The sequence below is a fragment of the Pseudarthrobacter sp. S6 genome (assembly GCF_050156575.1).
Taxonomy (GTDB): Bacteria; Actinomycetota; Actinomycetes; order Actinomycetales; family Micrococcaceae; genus Arthrobacter.
The window spans coordinates 3722883-3741272 of the sequence record NZ_CP189581.1; the positions used below are offsets into that span (position 1 = coordinate 3722883).

Annotated in this window: 17 protein-coding genes and 1 pseudogene; 6 read left to right on the top strand and 12 right to left on the bottom strand. The window is 65.3% G+C overall.

The window, feature by feature from the left end:
* Positions 1–200 precede the first annotated feature (200 nt).
* Both ACQCS0_RS17860 and ACQCS0_RS17865 read left to right on the top strand, forming a co-directional pair.
* On the top strand, positions 201–500 hold the full coding sequence (locus ACQCS0_RS17860) for a hypothetical protein (RefSeq protein ID WP_426938875.1): 300 nt from the start codon (positions 201–203) through the stop codon (positions 498–500).
* Positions 501–509: 9 nt separating this feature from the next.
* Positions 510–1364 (top strand): annotated as a pseudogene (locus tag ACQCS0_RS17865) (zinc-binding dehydrogenase); the annotation flags it as partial.
* Positions 1365–1435: 71 nt separating this feature from the next.
* On the opposite strand, the gene ACQCS0_RS17870 reads toward ACQCS0_RS17865, so the two are convergent.
* The 7 genes from ACQCS0_RS17870 to ACQCS0_RS17900 all read right to left on the bottom strand — a co-directional run bounded on the left by ACQCS0_RS17870 (position 1436) and on the right by ACQCS0_RS17900 (position 8178).
* Positions 1436–1945, bottom strand: a complete 510-nt coding sequence (locus ACQCS0_RS17870) for a helix-turn-helix domain-containing protein (RefSeq protein WP_426939937.1) — start codon at positions 1943–1945, stop codon at positions 1436–1438.
* Positions 1946–2028: 83 nt separating this feature from the next.
* Positions 2029–3012: a sugar kinase gene (locus ACQCS0_RS17875; RefSeq protein WP_354154547.1), complete on the bottom strand. Its 984-nt coding sequence runs from the start codon at positions 3010–3012 to the stop codon at positions 2029–2031.
* Positions 3009–3731: a bifunctional 4-hydroxy-2-oxoglutarate aldolase/2-dehydro-3-deoxy-phosphogluconate aldolase gene (locus ACQCS0_RS17880; protein ID WP_354154546.1), complete on the bottom strand. Its 723-nt coding sequence runs from the start codon at positions 3729–3731 to the stop codon at positions 3009–3011. The genes ACQCS0_RS17875 and ACQCS0_RS17880 overlap by 4 nt, the downstream gene beginning before the upstream one ends.
* Positions 3732–3736: 5 nt before the next feature.
* Positions 3737–4885 (bottom strand): galactonate dehydratase, encoded by a 1149-nt coding sequence (dgoD, locus tag ACQCS0_RS17885; protein ID WP_354154545.1) that lies wholly within the window; start codon positions 4883–4885, stop codon positions 3737–3739.
* Between the two features lie 7 nt (positions 4886–4892).
* Positions 4893–5816 (bottom strand): carbohydrate ABC transporter permease, encoded by a 924-nt coding sequence (locus ACQCS0_RS17890; RefSeq protein ID WP_354154544.1) that lies wholly within the window; start codon positions 5814–5816, stop codon positions 4893–4895.
* Positions 5813–6754: a sugar ABC transporter permease gene (locus ACQCS0_RS17895; RefSeq protein ID WP_354154543.1), complete on the bottom strand. Its 942-nt coding sequence runs from the start codon at positions 6752–6754 to the stop codon at positions 5813–5815. The genes ACQCS0_RS17890 and ACQCS0_RS17895 overlap by 4 nt, the downstream gene beginning before the upstream one ends.
* A 131-nt stretch (positions 6755–6885) precedes the next feature.
* Entirely contained in the window at positions 6886–8178 is a 1293-nt protein-coding gene (locus ACQCS0_RS17900) for a sugar ABC transporter substrate-binding protein (RefSeq protein WP_354154542.1), read from the bottom strand.
* A 135-nt stretch (positions 8179–8313) separates the two neighbouring features.
* Here ACQCS0_RS17900 and ACQCS0_RS17905 point away from each other — a divergent pair, with 135 nt between their 5' ends.
* Positions 8314–9162, top strand: a complete 849-nt coding sequence (locus tag ACQCS0_RS17905; protein WP_354154541.1) for an FCD domain-containing protein — start codon at positions 8314–8316, stop codon at positions 9160–9162.
* On the opposite strand, the gene ACQCS0_RS17910 is transcribed toward ACQCS0_RS17905, so the two are convergent.
* The 3 genes from ACQCS0_RS17910 to ACQCS0_RS17920 all read right to left on the bottom strand — a co-directional run bounded on the left by ACQCS0_RS17910 (position 9159) and on the right by ACQCS0_RS17920 (position 12651).
* Positions 9159–11006 (bottom strand): S8 family serine peptidase, encoded by a 1848-nt coding sequence (locus ACQCS0_RS17910; protein WP_354222455.1) that lies wholly within the window; start codon positions 11004–11006, stop codon positions 9159–9161. The genes ACQCS0_RS17905 and ACQCS0_RS17910 overlap by 4 nt on opposite strands.
* Positions 11007–11191: 185 nt before the next feature.
* On the bottom strand, positions 11192–12064 hold the full coding sequence (locus ACQCS0_RS17915; protein WP_354222457.1) for an NAD(P)-dependent oxidoreductase: 873 nt from the start codon (positions 12062–12064) through the stop codon (positions 11192–11194).
* The gene (locus tag ACQCS0_RS17920; protein WP_354222459.1) at positions 12061–12651 is read right to left on the bottom strand and encodes an adenylate kinase; all 591 of its coding nucleotides are present in this window, start codon (positions 12649–12651) and stop codon (positions 12061–12063) included. Before ACQCS0_RS17920 ends, ACQCS0_RS17915 begins: the two co-directional genes overlap by 4 nt.
* A 1183-nt stretch (positions 12652–13834) precedes the next feature.
* On the opposite strand from ACQCS0_RS17920, the gene ACQCS0_RS17925 reads away from it, so the two are divergent.
* From ACQCS0_RS17925 to ACQCS0_RS17935, 3 genes are all read left to right on the top strand, one after another.
* Positions 13835–14272 carry a reverse transcriptase domain-containing protein gene (locus tag ACQCS0_RS17925; RefSeq protein WP_426939938.1) on the top strand — a complete coding sequence of 146 codons (438 nt, stop codon included), beginning with the start codon at positions 13835–13837 and terminating at the stop codon, positions 14270–14272.
* A gap of 11 nt (positions 14273–14283) precedes the next feature.
* Positions 14284–15093 (top strand): group II intron maturase-specific domain-containing protein, encoded by an 810-nt coding sequence (locus tag ACQCS0_RS17930; RefSeq protein ID WP_426939939.1) that lies wholly within the window; start codon positions 14284–14286, stop codon positions 15091–15093.
* A 205-nt stretch (positions 15094–15298) separates the two neighbouring features.
* Entirely contained in the window at positions 15299–16543 is a 1245-nt protein-coding gene (locus tag ACQCS0_RS17935; RefSeq protein WP_426938668.1) for an IS110 family transposase, read from the top strand.
* 66 nt (positions 16544–16609) lie between these two features.
* Here the strand turns inward: ACQCS0_RS17935 and ACQCS0_RS17940 are convergent, their stop codons facing one another.
* Both ACQCS0_RS17940 and ACQCS0_RS17945 read right to left on the bottom strand, forming a co-directional pair.
* A complete protein-coding gene (locus tag ACQCS0_RS17940; RefSeq protein WP_426938879.1) occupies positions 16610–17881 on the bottom strand; it encodes a hypothetical protein in 1272 nt (423 codons plus the stop codon).
* Positions 17878–18390: a hypothetical protein gene (locus tag ACQCS0_RS17945; protein WP_354222463.1), complete on the bottom strand. Its 513-nt coding sequence runs from the start codon at positions 18388–18390 to the stop codon at positions 17878–17880. Before ACQCS0_RS17945 ends, ACQCS0_RS17940 begins: the two co-directional genes overlap by 4 nt.

Sequence of the window (18390 nt, forward strand, 5' to 3'; positions counted from 1 at the left end):
GGGAACGGATTGGCCGCACGTTGCCGCCGCCGCGGCGCGCACCTTCCGCAGTGCCCTTTCCGGCGCCGGTTTCTCGGGGTGGAGCGCGAGCATGTCCGGCGGCTGGCCAGCGAGGGGACACGGCCGTACCTCCCCTGGGCGGTGCGGGTACCCGCCGTCGTCCTTCAGCCGGAGGCGTCCCTCCCGATTCTGGACGCCCGGTGCCGGGACCCTCGGAGTACGTGCGGCGCTCGGTGGCGAACCACCTCAACGATGTGGCGCGGCACGCGCCAGCCCTGGTAGTGGCGACGGCGGCTCGCTTGCTATCCGCGCCGGACACCAACACCGCATGGGTGGTCAGGCATGGCCCGCGGACCTTGATCAAGAAGGCCCACCCCGGTGCGCTCGCGCTGCAGGGGTTCGCGCCGGCGTCGGTGGCTGTCTCGGGTCCCCGGCTGGACCGGAACTCGGTGGCCATGCCGGGTGAACTGGCTTGCGGTGCTCACCCTCGCCGCCGGTGAGACCCGCACATCGGCGTCGTCGAAGAAACGGGCAAGGACGTCTCCACCCTGAAGAAGGGGGACTTCGTCATCGCCCCGTTCGCCTGGTCCGACGGGACCTGCGTTTTCTGCTGTGAAGGCCTACAGACCTCCTGCCGCCACGGCGGGTTCTGGGCCTCCGGCGGGATCGGCGGCGCCCAGGCCGAGGCCGTCCGCGTGCCTTTCGCCGATGGCACCCTGGTCAAGGCCCCGGTGGGCGAGAACAGTGAGCTGCTGCCGTCCCTGCTGACCCTTTCCGACGTCTACGGCACCGGCTACCACGCCGCCATCAAGGCAGGCGTCAACGCCCGGACCACTGTCACGGTCATCGGTGACGGCGCCGTCGGGCTGATGGCGGTGCTGTCCGCCAAGCAGCTCGGCGCCGAACAGATCATTCTGATGGGCCGGCATAAGGCCCGCACTGACCTGGGCCTCGAATACGGCGCCACTGACGTGGTCGCCGAACGTGGTGATGCCGGCATCGAGAGGGTGCGCGAGCTCAGCGGCGGCGACGGAACCCACACCGTTCTTGAGTGTGTGGGGCACCGCCCGGCGTACGACCAGGCCCTCGGCGTGATCCGCCCGGGCGGCGTCATCAGCCGCGTGGGCGTGCCCCAGTACGAGGACGCCCCGATCGGTTTCGGCTCCATGTTCGGCCCGAACATCACGCTCACCGGCGGCCCTGCCCCGGTCCGCGCCTACATCGAGACACTCCTGCCCGGCGTCCTTGACGGCACCGTCAACCCGGGCAAGGTGTTCGACCGAACCATCAGCCTGAACGAAGTCCCCGACGGCTACCGCGCAATGGATTCCCGCGAGGCCCTGAAGGTCCTGGTCCGTCCGTAGGTGCCGTGTAAACATTCAGCACCAGACCCGGCTCACTGGGCAGCTCCATGGACTGGTAGTTCAGGTCGAGGTCACCCACTACCGGGTGAGTCAAGGTAAGTAAAGCGTGTGGTGTTCACAGGCCGGTGCGCGCTTTGGAAAACGGGCGAGTAAAGGGCACGCCCCATCCGGTTGGCAGCCAGGATGCCGTGGCGGCCGCTGCGAACCCACGCAGGCGCGTCAGCCATCGCGTCGAGCACCTGCTGGACCTCGGGCCGGACCGTACTGGAAGGTTTACTGCGGCTCCTGCGGACTGGACCGGCGGCGCGGGCGAGGTCAAAAAGATGCTCCCGCTCGGCTTCGTCCAGCTTCAGCATGCGCGCGAGAGCATCCAGAACGCTTTCCGATGCCCCGGCGAGGTTGCCGCGCTCCAGCCGCACGTAGTAGTCCACGGAAACACCGGCCAGCATCGCCACTTCCTCACGCGGCAGGCCAGCGACCCGCCGATTCCCGCCGTACGCAGGCAACCCAGCCTGCTCCGGCGAAATCCGCGCCCGCCGGGAACTTAGAAACTCCTTTATGTCCGCGCGCACATCTCCCATACCCCTACGGTAAGCGCCTGCGGTCGCGGGCGGCAGGCACTGCCAGTCCCTGCCTGCTCCGCGCCCCGGCCAAGACCCGGCTGCTACCGCTGGGTGGTTCCGCTGGCAGTGGCGCCCAGCATGGCGAGCTCGGCCCGGCTGGGGAGGCCCTCCCAGTCGCCGGCAGTGCTGACGGCGAAGGCTCCCAGAACGGAGCCGCGTTGCAGGCGGCCGGCAACGTCCTCGCCGTCGAGCAGGGCAGAGAGGTAGCCGGCGGTGAACGCATCCCCCGCGCCCACGGTATCGATGCTGGTCACTGGTATGGCGGGAGCCTCGAACCGTCCGGAGGCGGTGTGGACGCCGGCGCCGGCGGCACCCCGCTTGACCACCACTTCCCCGACCCCCTGCTCCAGCAACGAGGCAGCGCGGACTGTTTCGGCATCGTCGTTCGCCGAAGAATCGGAGCCGCTCAAGGCGGCGGAGGCAACCAGGTCCAGTTCGTCGTCGGACGCTATCAGGATGCTGGCGTGCCGTGCGATGGGTCCCAGCACGGCGCGGGCTTCGTTCCGGGTCCAGAGCCGGCCGCGGTAGTTGACGTCGAGAGAGACCACCACGCCGTCGGCTACGGCGCGCTCGGCGGCGTATTCAAACGCCTTGCGGGCTTCCGGACTGAGTGCGGCGGTGATGCCTGTCAGGTGCAGGACGCGCGGGCCTGCCGCGAGGGCACTGTCCACGTCGTTCCGGCTGATGGTGGAACCGGCCGAACCGGCGCGGTAGTAGAAGGCCCGGGTGACGTCCGCGGTCCGCTGTTCGAGGAACATCACGCCCGTGCTGCGGGACGGATCCACCCGGCACTTGGTCCCGATGCCCTCGGAGCGCAGTTGCCGCAGGATGTATTCGCCGTGCGGATCGGCGCCAACTGCGCCGGCCCAGGTGACACTGTGGCCCAGCCGGGCTACCCCTACAGCAACGTTCGATTCGGCGCCGGCCACGTGCATGGCCAGGCTGCCGCCGGCGGACAACGGCCCCGCGGACCGCAGCGACACCATGGATTCGCCGAACGTCAGAAGGTCGACGGCGGCACTCACCGCACGCCCGCTGCGGCGTTCGGTGCGGCGGTCGCTGCGGCAGCCCGGCGGGCAAAGGAGTCCGCCAGGTCCACAAACGCCCGGGCACGCCCGCGCATCAGGGCGAGGTCGCCGCCGGAGCCGGCGTCGCCAAACAGCGGCCCGCCGAGCCCGACGGCGATCGCGCCGGCTTTCCAGTACCCCGCGGCCTCCTCCAGGCCTACTCCGCCCACCGCGATGAACGGGATACCGGGGAAGGGATCGCGCAGCGCCTTGAGGTAACCCGGGCCACCGATGGAGGCGGGAAACAGCTTGATGGCCGTGGCCCCACGGTTCATCGCTTCGTAGGCCTCACTGGGCGTCAAGGCCCCGGCCAGGACAGGGATCCCCTGCCGCGCCGATTCTGCGATCGAGTCGGCCAGCGACGGTGTGACCATAAACTGGCCGCCCGCCGCGGAGACGTTGTCCACGTCCTGCACGGTCAGGACGGTTCCGCCGCCGACGTAGCAGCCGGCCGGTGCGGCAGCGCGGACTTCGCGGATGGCCTCCAGCGCGCCCGGTGTGGTCAGTGCGATTTCGACGAAGCGGAACCCTTCCGCCATGGCGGCGAGGGCGGCCTGGGCCGCGGCCGGCCCGTCCGTGCCGCGCACGATTCCCACGAGCCTTGACTCCCGGATTCCGGCCAGCAGGCCTGTTGCAGTGATGCCAAGGCTGTCAGAAACGTCAGTGCTGTCTGTCATGTTGTTTACCATTCTGCGAATGCTCCGTCCGAGTGGCGCCAGACCGGCCCGCGCCAGGCGTGGCCGCGCTTGTCCGCGGCGCGGACCACGGCCTCGTCGATTTCAATGCCGAGGCCGGGACCGGTCAGGCGTTCGATATGGCCGTCCACGAACTTCAGCGGGGACTTGTCCACCACGTAGTCCAGGACTTCGGCCCCCTTGTTGTAGTGGATTCCGATGCTTTGTTCCTGGATCAGGAAGTTGGGCGTCGCGAAGCCCACCTGCAGGCACGCTGCCAGGGCCAGCGGCCCCAGCGGGCAGTGCGGGGCCAGCTGCACGTCGTAGATTTCGGCGAGCGAGGCAATCTTGCGGACCTCGGTGATGCCGCCGGCGTGCGACAGGTCCGGCTGGGCCACGGCGATCCCGGCCTGCAGGGCCGGCAGGAACTCCTGCCGGCTGTAGAGCCGCTCACCGGTGGAAACCGGCGTCGTGGTCGACGAGGTGAATTCGCGTAGCAGGTGCGTGTTTTCCGGGACCACGGGTTCCTCGAGGAAGAACGGCCGGTACGGTTCCAGCAGCGGCGCCACCCGGCGGGCGTTGGCCAGGCTGAAGCGGCCATGGAAGTCCACCGCAACATCGCGGTGGTCCCCCAGCACCTCGCGGGCCGCGGCAACACGGCGGACGACGCCGTCGATCTCGGCCACCGAGGCGACGGGGCTCATCCGGCCGCTGGCATTCATCTTGACGGCGGTCAGGCCCACTTCCAGCTGGGCGCTGATCTGGTCCGCCACCTCGTTGGGCTCGTCCCCGCCCACCCAGCCGTACATCCGGATCCTGTCGCGGACGTGGCCGCCCAGGAGCTGGTGCACGGGGGTGTTGAAGTGCTTGCCCGCGATATCCCACAGTGCCTGATCCAGCCCGGAGACGGCACTGGCCAGGATGGGTCCGCCTCGGTAGAAGGAGCCCCTGGTCATAACCTGCCAGTGGTCCTCGATCCGGAGGGCGTCGTTGCCGATCAGCAGCTCCGAGAGCTGCTCGACGGCGGTGCGGACCGTTTCGCTGCGACCCTCGCAGGTTGCCTCGCCCCAGCCGACAATCCCGCTCCCGGTCTCGATGCGGACAAAGAGCCAACGCGGCGCGACGAGGAAAGTTTCAATTCTGCTGATGAGTGTCATGCCGGACCTAGCCCTTGGTCGCTCCGGCGGTCATGCCGGAGACGATGTACTTCTGCGTGAAGAGCGCAATGATCATGATGGGGATGGTCACCACTGTGGCGGCCGCCATCAGCCCGCCCCAGTCGATGCTGGCGTAGGAGACGAAGTCGAAGATGGCCACAGGCAGCGTCTTGGTCTTGGACCCGGAGAGCACCAGGGCGAACATGAAGTTGTTCCACGAGAAGATGAAGGACAGGATGCCGGCAGTGGCCATGCCTGCCACGGACAGCGGCAGCGTGATGCGCTGGAACGCGCCGATGGGGGTCAGCCCGTCCACCTGGGCTGATTCCTCCAGTTCCAGTGGAAGCGAATCGAAGTAGCTCATCATGATGTAGACGATCAGCGGCAGGGCAACGAACATGTGGCTGAGGATCAGCACCTCGAACCCGCCAACCATTTTCAGGTTGGAGAACACGTAGTACCAGGGCACCAACAGCGAAACACCCGGGATGACGCGGGCCATGAGCACCACCAGCGCCGAGCGATGCATGGTGAACCGGCTCATGGTGTACGCGGCCGGGACGCCCAGCACCAGGGACAGGACCGTGGAAACAAAGGCCACCCAGAAGCTGTTGAAGATGAAGACGAAGTAGTTGTTGCGCTGCAGCACGTTTGCGTAATTCTCGAACGTGGGGCTGAAGATGAACGATTTGGCGGTGTCGTAGATGTCCACGTTGGTCTTCAGCGAGGCCAGCAGCATCCAGAACAGCGGCGCGACCAGGAACAGCACCACGGCGATGAGGGCGGCAACACGGAAAACCTTGTAGGCACGGGTTCCGAGGGGCTTCTTTGTGCGCCGGACCGGCAGGGGCTGCCCGGACGCGGAGCGGGTCCTGGTTTCGGTGTTTTCGGTGTTTGATGTGTTTTTGTTGTTCTTGTTCACTACGGTCATTTGCTTGCCGCTTTCTTGCGCATGGTCAGCAGCCACATGGAGCCGATGATGATCATGAAGAAGAGGATCAGCACCGCGGAGGACAGCCCGTACTGGTTGTAGTCGAAGCTCAGCCCGTAGGCGTAGACGTTGAGGGTCTCCACCTCGTGGAAGGACCCGCCACCCTTGCCCTTGGTGGCGTACAGGATGTCGAAGGTCTTCAGTGCGTCGATGCCCCGGAGCAGGATGGCCACGATCACGGTGGGCATCATGAGCGGCAGGGTGATGAACAAGAATCGCTGGAACGCGTTGGCGCCGTCCATGCGGGCTGCTTCGTCGGGCTCCTCGGAGAGGGAGGTCAGGCCGGCGAGCAGGATCAGCACCACCATGGGGGTCCACTGCCACACGTCCATGAAGATGGTGGTGCCGAGCGCGGTGTCCTGGCCGGAGAGCCAGGGCTGGGCTGGGATGCCCACAGCGGCCAGCAGTTGGTTCGCAAACCCGATGTTGGGGTCGAAGATCAGCCTCCACATCATGCCGACGGCTACCGGGGTGGCCACGAGCGGCAGCAGGATCGCCACCCGGACCCACTTTTCGCCGCGGAAGGGACGCCAGAGCAGCAGGGCGATGCCCATGCCGAGCGCAACTTCACAGACCAGGGCAACGCCGGTGAAGGTGAGTGTGCGGCCTACCGCAGGCCAGAAACGTTCGACGTCGGACAGGACCGTCATGTAGTTTTCCAGGCCGATGAACTCGGTGGCTGCCCGGACGGAGCCCTGCGAGTCGGTGAGGCTCAGGTACAAGGTCCAAGCCAGCGGGAAGATGATCAGGACGCCGACGAAGGCCATCGCCGGGGCTGCAAAGAGCCATTTGCGGTGCCGGTTGGCCCAGTCAGAGAATTTGTCGCGGCCACTGGGGGCACGCCCTGCGTTCCGGGCTGGGCTGCGGGGAGAAGTCATTACAGACATGGTTCACCTAAGGAGTTGGAGGGTGAAGAGTGGCCCGGGCAGGACGGCAGCGTCGCTGCCGTCCCGCCAGGGCTGTTGGGTGCGCCGGGCTTCATTGGCTGAGCCCCGGTGCACCGCGTGCGTTACTTCTTTTCGCCGTCCAGGAATTTCTGGAAGGCCTCATGGGCCGAGTCCGCTGCGGCAGAGGCGTCGGCGCCGGTGATGCTGGCAACGATCGGCTGGCCCACGATTTCGCGGGCCTTGCCTACGGTGACTACCTCGGGCCGGTCGTGGCCCACACCGTTTTTAGCGCTGGTGGCAATGGCTTCGGCCAGGTCCTTCGGGTACGTGGAGGTTCCCGCGGAGTCAGCCCAGACGGAGGCGCGGGGTCCGGGGACGCCGGCCTTCTGTGCGGCCAGGGTGCGTTCCTTGCTCGTGGCCCACTGGATGAACTTCCAGGCGTTGTTCTGGTTGCCAGAAGCCTGGTTCACGGCCAGGCCCCATGACGGGATGTTGTACGGCCTGGAGCCGGCGGGACCGGCGGGCAGTGCGGCGAACCCGACCGTATCGGCCACCTTGGACTTGGCAGGATCGGTGGCGTTCTTGTAGAGGGAGTCGGCCTCGGTGTAGAACGCGGCCTTGCCCTGTGTGAAGATGGCCATCGCCTCGGGCCAGCTCATGTCCGTGCTGACGTTGGCGGGGCCGTAGTTCTTGATCAGGCCGCCATAGTAGGCGTAGGCCTTTTTGGCAGCAGCCGAGTTGACGGTGGACTTACCGCTGGAATCGGTGAAGTCGCCACCGAAGCTGTAGAGGAAGCTGGAGAACTGAGTTACGGCGGCGGACTTTCCGGTGCGGGCCACAAAGCCGGCGGTGTCCGGGTTGGCTTCCTTGATGGCCTTGGCGGCCGCTTCAAGCTCCTCCATGGTCTTGGGAACCTCAAGGCCGGCAGCCTTGAGCAGGTCCTTGCGGTAGTAAAGGACTTCGCGCTCGGTGATGATGGGGACGCCAACGACTTTGCCGTCAGCCGTGGTGGCCTTGACCGGGCCCTCCTGGTAGTCCTTCCAGTCCGAGCTGGAATCCGAGGAGACCTTGCTGGTCAGGTCCGCGAGGTAGCCGTTCTTCGCGAATGCCTTGCCCTCCTGGAGCGGGCGGTACATCATCACGTCGATCTCATCGCTGCCTGCGTTGAGCTTGACGTTGTACTGGTCCGAGAGCTGGTCTTCGCCGAGCTGGGTCAGTTCCACCTTGAGCCCGGAGGACTTCTCAAATTCCGGGATGGCGGCCTTGATGCCTTCGGTCCACACGTGGTTTGCGAGAGTTACCCGGACTACGCCCGATTCCTTGGCGTCGCTGCTGCCGCTGCCGCCGCAGGCAGTGAGCCCCATTGAAAGTGCCGCGGCAACTGCCGCGTACTTCATTACTGAACGTCGCTTCATGACGACTCCCTTGCTTCGAGGCTGACGTCACTGTCCAGCCATCTACAAATGCATCTTTACATCTGCTCTGGAAGAGAGCATAGGTAAATAAGGCAGACTTAAACAACCCTTTTCGGAGACCAGTATGATTTATCTATGAAAACCCCAAAGGCGGAGTCCCCTACTGACCGGCATACTGCGTTGGTCCAGAGTCTGGGACTCGCCATTGCCGAGGGGTCCCTCGCGCCGAATTCAGTAGTGCGGCTGGACGAGCTGGAGGCGCAGCACAAGGCGTCCCGCTCCGTGGTCCGGGAGGCCGCCCGGGTTCTGTCATCCAAGGGCATGCTGGCATCCCGCAGGCGGTTCGGCACCGTGGTGCAGCCCGAGGAAGCCTGGAACCTTTACGATCCCCAAGTGATCCGCTGGCGCCTTGCCTCGTCCCGGCGGCTGGAGCAGCTGCAGGCCCTCAACGAACTCCGCGGCGCGATCGAACCGCAGGCCGCCCGGCTCGCAGCCGAACGGGCGTCCTGGGATGCCGGCAGCGATCTGGTCTCCTTGGCAGCGCGGCTGTGGGCGGCCGGCCAGCGCGGCGACAGCAACGATTTCCTCCGGCTGGACGTGGAATTCCATGCAGCCATCCTCAAGGCATCAGGCAACACCATGTTTGCCCAGTTCCAGACGCTTGTGGCAGAGATCCTCACCGGCCGGACGGAGCACGGGCTGATGCCGCACCTGCCGCATCACGAAGCGCTGCAGCTGCACGTTGACGTGGCCAGCGCCATCCAGCGGGGTGAGGCCGCCGCCGCGCATGCAGCCATGAGCAGGATCGTGGAACAGTTCGCCGAAGAAGTGGGCCATATCTGGTCCGAGCACCACCAGGGCGAGGCGCAGGGCCCGCCCCCGCAGCACGCAACCCCGAAGCGCACAACCCTCAACCACACAACAGAGGCCGACGGCGCCCCCCAATTGCCGCCGTCGGCCTCCCCTTCCCTCGCGGACAGCTAGATCGAACCCGTGGTGAACTGCCATGTCCGGGTGGCCAGCTGATTGCCTGCGAGGTCGCGGATGGACGCCCCGCCACCGGTGACTGTCACCGTGTATTTCGTTTTGGCCGTCAGGGCGTTCTGCGGGTCCAGAATCCATTGGTTGCTGGTTCCGTTGCGGTAGACGGCGGCCGGGACCATGGCCCCTGTGGCGGCATTCTTCACCGTGAATGTGGCTGTGCTGACACCTTGGACCGGCTCGCTGAAGGTCACCGAAAGGTAGTTGTTCCGCCTGACCAGGATGGAGTTGCTGCCCGGCGTGAAACCCGTGACCGTGGGCGCCGGGCCGGTGGTGAACGTCCAGCTCGTGGTGGCCAACGGCGTGCCAGCGGTGTCCCGGATGGCGGTGGTGCCGCCCACCAGCGTGGCCGTGTAGGTGACATCCGCGGCCAGGTTCGAGGACGGATCAAGGGTGGCCGTTGTGGTTGTGGCGTTATAGCTCACCGTTGCGGGGATGGCCGTGCCGGCGGCGTTCCGGAGCACAAAGGTTCCTGCACCGACCCCTTGGACCGTCTTGTTGAAGGTGGCCGTCACGTTGCTGGCCACGGGCACCGCCGTCGACTGTGCTGCGGGTGATTTTGCCGTGACAGTAGGGGCGGGAAGCACCGGGGCGGGCGCAGGTGCGGGTGCCACAGCGGCCCCAACATACAGCAGGCGGTTAGGCGTGCCGGCTCCGGCGCCCGTGATAGTGCCGGCAGTGGCGTTCGAGGTCAATGCCGAAGCGACCTGGGCGGGCGTGAGCGCCGGGTCCTGGGACAGCAACACGGCCGCCGCGCCGGCCGCATGGGGTGCCGCCATGGACGTGCCGGACATTGAGGCGGTTGCCGTAGTGGAAGTGTACGACGCTGAGACAATGCCGACACCGGGTGCATACAGGTCCACGCAGGAACCGAAGTTGGAGAAGGAAGCCTGGCGGTCAGCGGAATCGCTGGCTGCCACCGTGACCGCAGCCGGGAGCCGCGCCGGCGAGCCCGCGCAGGCGTCCACGGCGGAGTTTCCGGCGGCAACAACTGCAGTGACGCCGTCGGTAATGACCCCCTGGAGTGCGGAATCCACGGCCGCACTGGCCGCCCCGCCCAGGCTCATGTTCACCACGGCGGGCGTTCCTGCCGAGTGGTTGGCCGCGATCCAGTCCAGGCCAGCCACGACGTCGGAGTTGAAGCCGGATCCTGTGCAGTCAAGGACCCTGACGGGGACGATCGTCGCCGCCTTGGCCACGCCGTAGGTGGTTCCGGCCACCGTCCCGGCCACATGGGTGCCGTGGCCGTTGCAGTCGCCGGTGCCGCGGCCATCGGCCACGGCCGTCCAGCCTGTTGCCACCCGGCCGGCAAACTCCGTGTGGGCGGCGAGCACGCCCGTGTCCACCACATATGCGCTGACTCCGGCGCCGGCTGAGGTCCAGGAGTAGGAACCCGAGAGCGGCAATGCCCGCTGGTCCACCCGGTCCAACCCCCATGGCGCGGGCTGCTGCGTCGCAGAAACGGTGATGGGCGCATCAACTTCCACTGAAGCGACGCGCGCCGAGCGGGCTAACGCCGCGGCTTGCGCCGGCGTCGCGGTAACCACGGCGCCTCGCAGGGCGTGCGAAAAGGAGCGCCCGACGCCGATGCCCTCCGTTTTCAGGCGTGCCACCTCCGCGGGGACGTCCGTTTCCGCGGCGTAGCGGACCAGGTAGCGGACGCTTGCGGCGGTGCCGGCGGGGGCAGGGGCCGGCTCAACGGCCCCTGCGGGAAGGCCCGAGGCAGACAGTGCTACGGCAGAAATCAGCAGGGCGGCAGCGGGCAGCACAAAACGGCGGGTGAGCATGGTGGGGTCCTAGCGTGGCGGTCTGGATTGATGCTGGCGGCAACAAATCGCCGCTTATCACCAGATTAGGAGCCCGGCACACACCGATGCGGCGAACTGGGCCGATCCTGCGCCAACCCTTCGGCGCCTGCGGATTTCTTGAGGAACCGTCTTCCTCAGCGGCGTAATTCATAGTCTTCGCCGCTTCAGTCCTCCGTGGGCGTGGTCCTGTTGGAATGGTAGGTCCGCCACGTATGTTCAGGCTCGAAGCCCAGCAGCCGCCGGGCCTTGTCGATCGACAGCATGGTCTCGTGTTCGCCCAACTCCTTGGTCACCGTCACGTTGGGAAACACCTCCGCGGCAAGGCTGGCGCTGGAACGCGTCATCACGGTGTCCGCGTTCGCGACGATGAAAGCCTCGAATCCGGGCTGGCCGTTTTCCAGCGCACGCGCCACAGCTTGCGCGCCGTCGCGCCCGTCAATGTAGCCCCAGAGGTTCCACTTGCGCAGCGCGGCGTCGGCATCGAATGACGGAAACCGTTCATAGTCCTCAGGATCCATCACATTCGAGAACCGCAGGCCCGTGATACTCAGCTCCGGATCCCAGCGCGTCAACTGGATCGCCATCTGCTCCTCGAGGTGCTTCACGAGTGAGTACGTGCTTTCGGGCCGGGCCGGGTACTCCTCATCCACCGGGATGTAGGGCGGATCGACGTCGAACGGCAGTCCCAGCACCGTTTCGCTGGAGGCGTAAACCACCTTCTTGATCCCGGCCCGCCGGGCTGCCTGGAAGACGTTGTAGGTGGAGAGCATGTTGTTCTCGAATGTGGCTGCATCCGGAATAATGCCGGGCGCCGGAACGGCACCGAGATGGACGACCGCGTCAAACCCGGAGTGCCGGTCGTCGAGACCCAGGACCACGTCAAGGACCTGGCCGTAGTTGCGCAGGTCCACGAGTGCCAACCCGTGGTGCCGCTCCCCGGCACGGTCCAGGTTCAGCACATGGTGGCCGTCGTCGGTCAGCCTGCGGACCACATGCCGCCCCAATTTTCCGCTTCCGCCGGTCACTGCAATTCTCATGGGGACACCCGGGCGGCCAGGAATTTTTCGACGGCGGCAATGGCACGAGTGGTGATGTCGCCGGGGTCACCACTGCCGTCCACCGAAACCACCATTCCCCGGCCGGCGTAGACCGCCACGACCTCGTGGGTTTCGCGATTGTAGAGGTCCAGCCGGTGCCGGAACACCTCGATGGTGTCGTCCTTCCGGCCCTGCTCCTTGGCCCGCTGCAGCATCCGTTGCTCGAGTTCGGAATCCGGTGCGCGGAGTTCCACCACGGCGTCGAGGCGGTGGCCCTGGGAAGCCAGTATGTTGTCCAGCTCCATGACCTGGGGAGCTGTCCGGGGGTATCCGTCCAGCAGGAAACCGGGTTGCAGATCGGCGTCGAGAAGCCGGTCCTTGACCAGGGCGTTGGTGAGCTGGTCCGGGACAAAAGCACCGTCGTCGAGATATTTGGCGGCCTCCACACCCAGCTGCGTCTCCTGGCTGACATTGGTTCGGAAAATCTCGCCCGTGGATACCGTCGGGATGCTGAAGTGCCTGGCGATGTGCTCCGCCTGCGTGCCTTTGCCCGAGCCGGGCGGCCCGATGATGAGCATTCTGGTCATGTTCTTGTCCCTCCGCGGCGTCCTTGCCGGCTGGTCCTGGGTCCATCGTCGGCAGCGCCAACGTGAGCTTCATTCTGCCCACAAGTCGCAGCACAACGCCAGCCTCCGGGAAGGGATCCGGAGGCTGGCGTTGGTTTGCGGGGGTTAGTTTCTGAGGTGCGCTTCGCTCCGCCGTGGGGACGGAAAATTTGGCCGTGTCAGGTCTGTTCCCAGGGATATCTGGTGCTGGCAGACGCTCAGGGGACAGACTTGATGTGTGTGTTTCGGTCGACCCCGATTCGTCTATGGTGCCGGTGAGCCTGTGGGTTAGTTTGGTGGTGGAGGGCACAGCTTTGTTGTCCGCGGGACCGTGGACTGTTGCCTTGGAGCAGTGCGCCACGAGGCGCTGTTTGTTACGTATGGAGGTGGGAGACCTTCGTCGCTTCGCCGTCGTAGCGGTGGAGTGAAGCTGGAGGCAGCCGTTCTCGGGGATCACCGAGAACCGGTGGGAGCAGCCTCGACAAAGTCGGGCCGGTTCAGTACTGCCGGATGGGCCGGGCCCGGTGAGCGAGACGGGAAGGTATACGAGAGGAACCGGTGTCGTTACGCCTCTTCAGGCAACGCCAGCTCCAATCCGGTGGATGTGGGCTGGTATGCGGTGCACGCCCGCCCCTCATTTCGGGCGGGGGACTCCTGGTCCGGCTTGCTCTTCGCGGCTGGGAGGCCACGGTGAATGTCTACGGCGTAGCCGTGGCGATGCCGCAGGGGTAGAGCCGGGTGCCTAACCCGTTAATCGGACGACAGTGAACGTGGGAACCATCTGTAACCGTTCCATTACCCACTCCCGGCCAGGGAGATGGAGGGATGGATAGGCCTGATGCCGGCCGAAGGTTAGGGGTGGGGCGGAGCCGCCGTAGTACTCCGAGCCGGGGAAAGCCCGCGCACATGGGGAAGGGCGGCAGCGTGTCAGTTAACGAGAGGTTGCAATGTTCGAAGAAGCGCCGGTGAATACCGGCGCCGTGCAGTGGCCGGATGCTGATTCGGCTTTCTGGGCGGTACGAAGCATGCAGATTAAGTTGCATCGTTGGGCGAAAGAGGATTTCTATCGCCAGTTTGGTGACCTGTTTAACCTTGTCTATGATCCGGCGTTTCTGGTGCACGCGTGGGAACGGGTGTCCTCCAACGCCGGGGCACGGACTCCGGGGTGGACCAGGCCACGGTGGCTTGGGTCGAGTCCCGGATTGGGGTGGAGGCCTTCCTGGGCCACGTTCGTGCCTTGCTGAAGTCAGGCGAGTTCGAGCCGGTCGAAGTGCGGCAGGTGCTGATACCGAAGGCGAGCGGGAAACTGCGCAAGCTGGGTATCCCCACCGTCGTGGATCGGGTGGTCCAGGCGAGCCTGAAGGCGGTGTTGGAACCCATTTTCGAGGCGGATTTCAAACCGTGCTCGTATGGGTTTCGACCTAACCGCAGGGCCCAGGACGCAATTGCCGAGATCCATTTTCTGGCCAGTCACTCGCATGAGTGGGTGCTGGAAGCCGATATCCAGGCGTGTTTCGATGAAATCGGGCACACGCCGTTGATGGAACGGGATGGCATCGGATCAAGGACAAGCGGGTCCTGGCGCTGGTCAAAGCGTTCTTGAAGGCCGGGGTCATGACGACCTCCGGGCAGCGGGAGGAAACGCTGAGCGGCACCCCACAAGGCGGGATACTCTCCCCGCTGCTGGCTAACATCGCGTTATCGACGTTGGACGAGCACTTTGATGAGCAACGGCGAGAACAGATGGGAACCGACCAGCAGCGGGCCAAACGCAAGCGGAATGGCCTCGGCAACTGGAAGATCGTCCGCTATGCGGACGACTTCGTGGTGATGGTGTCTGGAGAACGCAGGCACGCTGAGGAGTTGCGGGAGGATGTGGCCGAGGTGCTAGCCCCGATGGGGTTGCGGCTGTCTCCGGAGAAGACCCGTGTGGTCCACATTGACGAGGGTTTCGACTTCCTCGGTTTCCATATCCATCGCCGACGGAAACGAGGAACACAGAGACGCTGCGTCTACACCACACCTTCGAAGAAGGCCGTCCAGTCGGCCAAGGACAAGGTGCGTTACAAGACGCGTAGGTCAACCCTGCACATGAGTCTGGGAGAGTTGATTATCAGTCTCAACCGGATGTTGCGGGGATGGGCGAACTACTTCCGGCACGGTGTGTCCTCGCGGGTATTCCAGCAACTCGATAGCCACGCTTGGTGGCGGATCGTTAGCTGGATACGCACGAAATATAAGGGCAAGAGCCGGGTCAGCATGAAGGAGGTGCGCCGCCGTTTCTGTGACCAGGGATGGCGGATCGCCCATGAGGGGGTCGTGTTCACCGGCGCATCCAGCGTCGCAGTGACCCGCTACCGCTACCGCGGCAGCACCATCGCGACCCCCTGGACAACCAAACCGGCAGCCGCCAGCAGCGGCTGACCAACGGTCACGACACGTGGAGAGCCCGGTGCGTTGAGAGGCGCACGCCGGGTTCGGCGGGCGGGCCGCAGAAACCCACCGGGAGCAATCCCGGCAGGGCGCTGCGGTCCGACCCAACCGAATGTCAGATTTGTTGTTTTATCCGCCTTCCCCGGAACGCATGCACTTTGATTCCTGCCGGAATGATTGGGAAGGGTGATCCGAGATGGAAGTGATGCACCCGCGGTGTGCGGGTATTGATATTTCGAAGAAGGATGCGAAGGTCTGTATCCGTGTCCAGGGGCGGGGGGCCAGGGCAACCGCGTCGACGGTCACCACGTGGGGTGCGATGACCGGACAGATCCTGGACCTGAAGGAACACCTGCTGAAGGAGCGGGTGAGCCTGGTGGTGATGGAAGCGACCAGTGATTACTGGCGTCCCTTCTACTACCTGCTTGAGGACGAGGGCCTGAACGTCATCCTGGTCAACGCCCGTGATGCCAGAAACGTCCCGGGCCGCAAAACCGATGTCTCCGACGCTGCCTGGCTCGCGGATCTGGGCGCCCACGGGCTGGTCCGTGCCTCGTTCGTGCCCCCGCCGCCGATCCGTGAACTGCGCGACCTGACCCGGGCCAGGACCGTCATCACCCGGGAACGGACCCGGGAGATCCAGCGGCTGGAGAAGCTCCTCGAGGACGCCTGCATCAAGCTCTCCTCGGTAGCTTCGGACATCACCGGGGTCTCGGGACGGCTGATGCTGCAGGCACTGATCGAGGGGCAAGAGGACCCGGCGGTCCTGGCAGACCTTGCCCAGCGCAGGATGCGGTCAAAGATCCCGGAGCTCACCGACGCGCTCACCGGCAGGTTTGGCAGCCACCACCGCTACATGGCGAAACTTTATCTGCACCGGATCGACGCCCACACCGCCGATATCGAGGACCTGGGCGCAAGGATCGAGGAGGCGATCGCGCCCTTTCGTTTCGCCCGGGAACTCCTGATCAGCATCCCGGGATTCAGCACCACCGTCGCGGAGATCTTCATCGCCGAAACCGGCGCCGACATGACCGTGTTCCCCACCGCGGGACACCTGGCCTCCTGGGCCGGCACCTCTCCGGGATCCAACGAATCCGCCGGACGGGTCAAGTCCACCAAGACACGCCCCGGCAACCGCTACCTCAAAGGAGCCCTCGGTATCGCCGCGCTCTCGGCAGCACGCTCGAAGAACACCTACTTCTCCGCGAAATACTCCCGCCTCGCCGCCCGGCGCGGGCCATCCAAAGCACTCGTCGCGGTCGAACACGCCATGCTCACCGCCGCCTGGCACATGCTCACCACCGGGGAACTCTACAAAGACCCCGGAGCCGACTACTTCAGGCTGCAAGCACCTGCCAAGACCAAGGCCCGCGCGATCGGACAGCTCGAATCCCTGGGCTACCAAGTGACCCTCGCGCCCCTGCAACCCACCGGATAATCCTGCCTCAAAACGCCGACCGCCAGATCATTCAGTCAACGGGACAACGTCACCGCAATTTTCATGTCAGAAGTTGGATGCCGCGCCCAGTAGTGGCGAGAGCGAGATCGGATTTCCGTTGGTGTCTTTGGGCCCGTCTACGGCTGTGAACATAGACTGCACATTCCCAGACACCACCGCCCTGGAAGCACCGTTATCCGGCCCGAGCGTGATCGTCAAGGTACTCGATGTGGCGGTGCTGCTCCACGCTATCGCGGTTGCGTTGCTTCCTCCTCCGGCAAATACGAGATCAGTGCTTCCGGTGGAGAACACCCCGCCTAATACCGCGGTCCCCAGTGTAAAAGTCGGGCAAACCGTCGAAGGGACGATGACCTTGAGGTTCTTGTTCGAGTCGATCCTGACCTGAATTCCGGAGTTTTTCAGAAGCGCCTGGCTTGTACTGGTCCACTCGCTGCAGATCGAGGACGGATTCATGGGTTTGGAGAAAGTGATGATGATCTGGTCGTCCTGATCTGCCCGACCGGTAACGTTCTTCTGAGCCAGCGGGCCTGTTTGAAGCTTGATGCTGGCCGTAGGCGCAACCGTGTCCTTCGTCGATGTCGCCGTACCGGGCGCGCTGGCGCCGCCGGCTGCATTGGTGGCCACCGCCGTATAGGTGATAGTGCCGTCCTTGAACGCTGAGAGATTAAAGTCCGTGCTTTGGACGGAGCCGTTTGCAGTCAGCGTTTGGGTGGCCGTCTGTTGCTGCGTCCCGGCAGGCGGGGCGTCGGTAACTGTAATTGTTACCGAAGATCCAGACTCGGCGGTAACGCTGACTGTGACACCTGCAGCCTTCGCGATGTTGACAATGGGGGCAACACTTAGCGTTGGTGCCGCTGGCGGAGTGGCGGCCGCGATGGTTACTCCTGTGCTGCGTGCACTTTCCTGGCCCGCCCAGGATCCGAGGACCGGGGTGACGGTGTAATACCAGGTACCGCTCGGCAATGCCGCTTCACTGCAGGTCCGCGTTGTGATGGTTCCCGAGCAGCCTCCCCCGGCTGCAACTTTGGTGCCCCCTGTCGCTGACGAATACCGGGCAACGATGTAGCTGGAGACCTGTTTGCCCGCCGCCGTCGCGCCTTGCGCCCAACTGACGGTGGCGGCACCTGCCGAAGCGGACGCCGTCGGAGCCACCACGGCGAGGATGGAATCAGCTTTGGCCCTGCCGTCATTGCTGCTGAGGGTCTGCCAGTAGGCGCTGGCAGCCGGGCCGCCCCACGAGATGACGAGGGCAGCCGCGACGATCCCGGCCACGCGGACCTGCCGGCGCGGCGGCGGGGTCTGAATGGGGCGGCTCATTTCCGTGCCTCCAAAGTGACGGGCAAACTGAACGTGGCGCCCTGGCAGCCTGACAGCGATGCAGTGGACATGGTGGCGGCGCCCGGCAGTGTGATCAGCACCGACGAGTTCGCGGGAATAGTGATTATTGGGGCCAACGGAGCGGCAGGTTCAACGAACGTCACTCCGGTGCCGGGTGTGGTGCAGCCGGGGTGGCTGGTGTCCGCCGTCGCGGCCCCATTGCCGCGGATGGCATAGACACGCACCGCGTGGCCGTTGGGGTTGAGCGCCCGGACTGCAACATCGGCGGTGCCGCCCGGGACGAGGGTGGTCTGCGGGGTGTCTCCCGCAACAAGGGCTTCTACGGTCACGGTTGCCATGGTGCCGTTGGTGGCGGCTCCCGATCCGGCACCCACTGTGACCCAGTAGGCATAGGCTCCGCCCACACCGGTGACTAGGCAGAGTGTGACGGTTGCTGCCGCAGTCTTGGCAGCCAGCCGTCGGGAAGTCTTCTTGTGCTTCGGTGTCAT

Excerpts from the sequence above, each read along its gene's own strand:
- ACQCS0_RS17870 (WP_426939937.1), bottom strand. The coding sequence starts at position 1,945 with ATGGGAGATGTGCGCGCGGACATAAAGGAGTTTCTAAGTTCCCGGCGG.
- ACQCS0_RS17880 (WP_354154546.1), bottom strand. The coding sequence starts at position 3,731 with ATGACAGACAGCACTGACGTTTCTGACAGCCTTGGCATCACTGCAACA.
- dgoD (WP_354154545.1), bottom strand. The coding sequence starts at position 4,885 with ATGACACTCATCAGCAGAATTGAAACTTTCCTCGTCGCGCCGCGTTGG.
- ACQCS0_RS17890 (WP_354154544.1), bottom strand. The coding sequence starts at position 5,816 with ATGACCGTAGTGAACAAGAACAACAAAAACACATCAAACACCGAAAAC.
- ACQCS0_RS17895 (WP_354154543.1), bottom strand. The coding sequence starts at position 6,754 with ATGACTTCTCCCCGCAGCCCAGCCCGGAACGCAGGGCGTGCCCCCAGT.
- ACQCS0_RS17900 (WP_354154542.1), bottom strand. The coding sequence starts at position 8,178 with ATGAAGCGACGTTCAGTAATGAAGTACGCGGCAGTTGCCGCGGCACTT.
- ACQCS0_RS17905 (WP_354154541.1), top strand. The coding sequence starts at position 8,314 with ATGAAAACCCCAAAGGCGGAGTCCCCTACTGACCGGCATACTGCGTTG.
- ACQCS0_RS17910 (WP_354222455.1), bottom strand. The coding sequence starts at position 11,006 with ATGCTCACCCGCCGTTTTGTGCTGCCCGCTGCCGCCCTGCTGATTTCT.
- ACQCS0_RS17915 (WP_354222457.1), bottom strand. The coding sequence starts at position 12,064 with ATGAGAATTGCAGTGACCGGCGGAAGCGGAAAATTGGGGCGGCATGTG.
- ACQCS0_RS17920 (WP_354222459.1), bottom strand. The coding sequence starts at position 12,651 with ATGACCAGAATGCTCATCATCGGGCCGCCCGGCTCGGGCAAAGGCACG.
- ACQCS0_RS17930 (WP_426939939.1), top strand. The coding sequence starts at position 14,284 with ATGACGACCTCCGGGCAGCGGGAGGAAACGCTGAGCGGCACCCCACAA.
- ACQCS0_RS17935 (WP_426938668.1), top strand. The coding sequence starts at position 15,299 with ATGGAAGTGATGCACCCGCGGTGTGCGGGTATTGATATTTCGAAGAAG.
- ACQCS0_RS17940 (WP_426938879.1), bottom strand. The coding sequence starts at position 17,881 with ATGAGCCGCCCCATTCAGACCCCGCCGCCGCGCCGGCAGGTCCGCGTG.
- ACQCS0_RS17945 (WP_354222463.1), bottom strand. The coding sequence starts at position 18,390 with ATGACACCGAAGCACAAGAAGACTTCCCGACGGCTGGCTGCCAAGACT.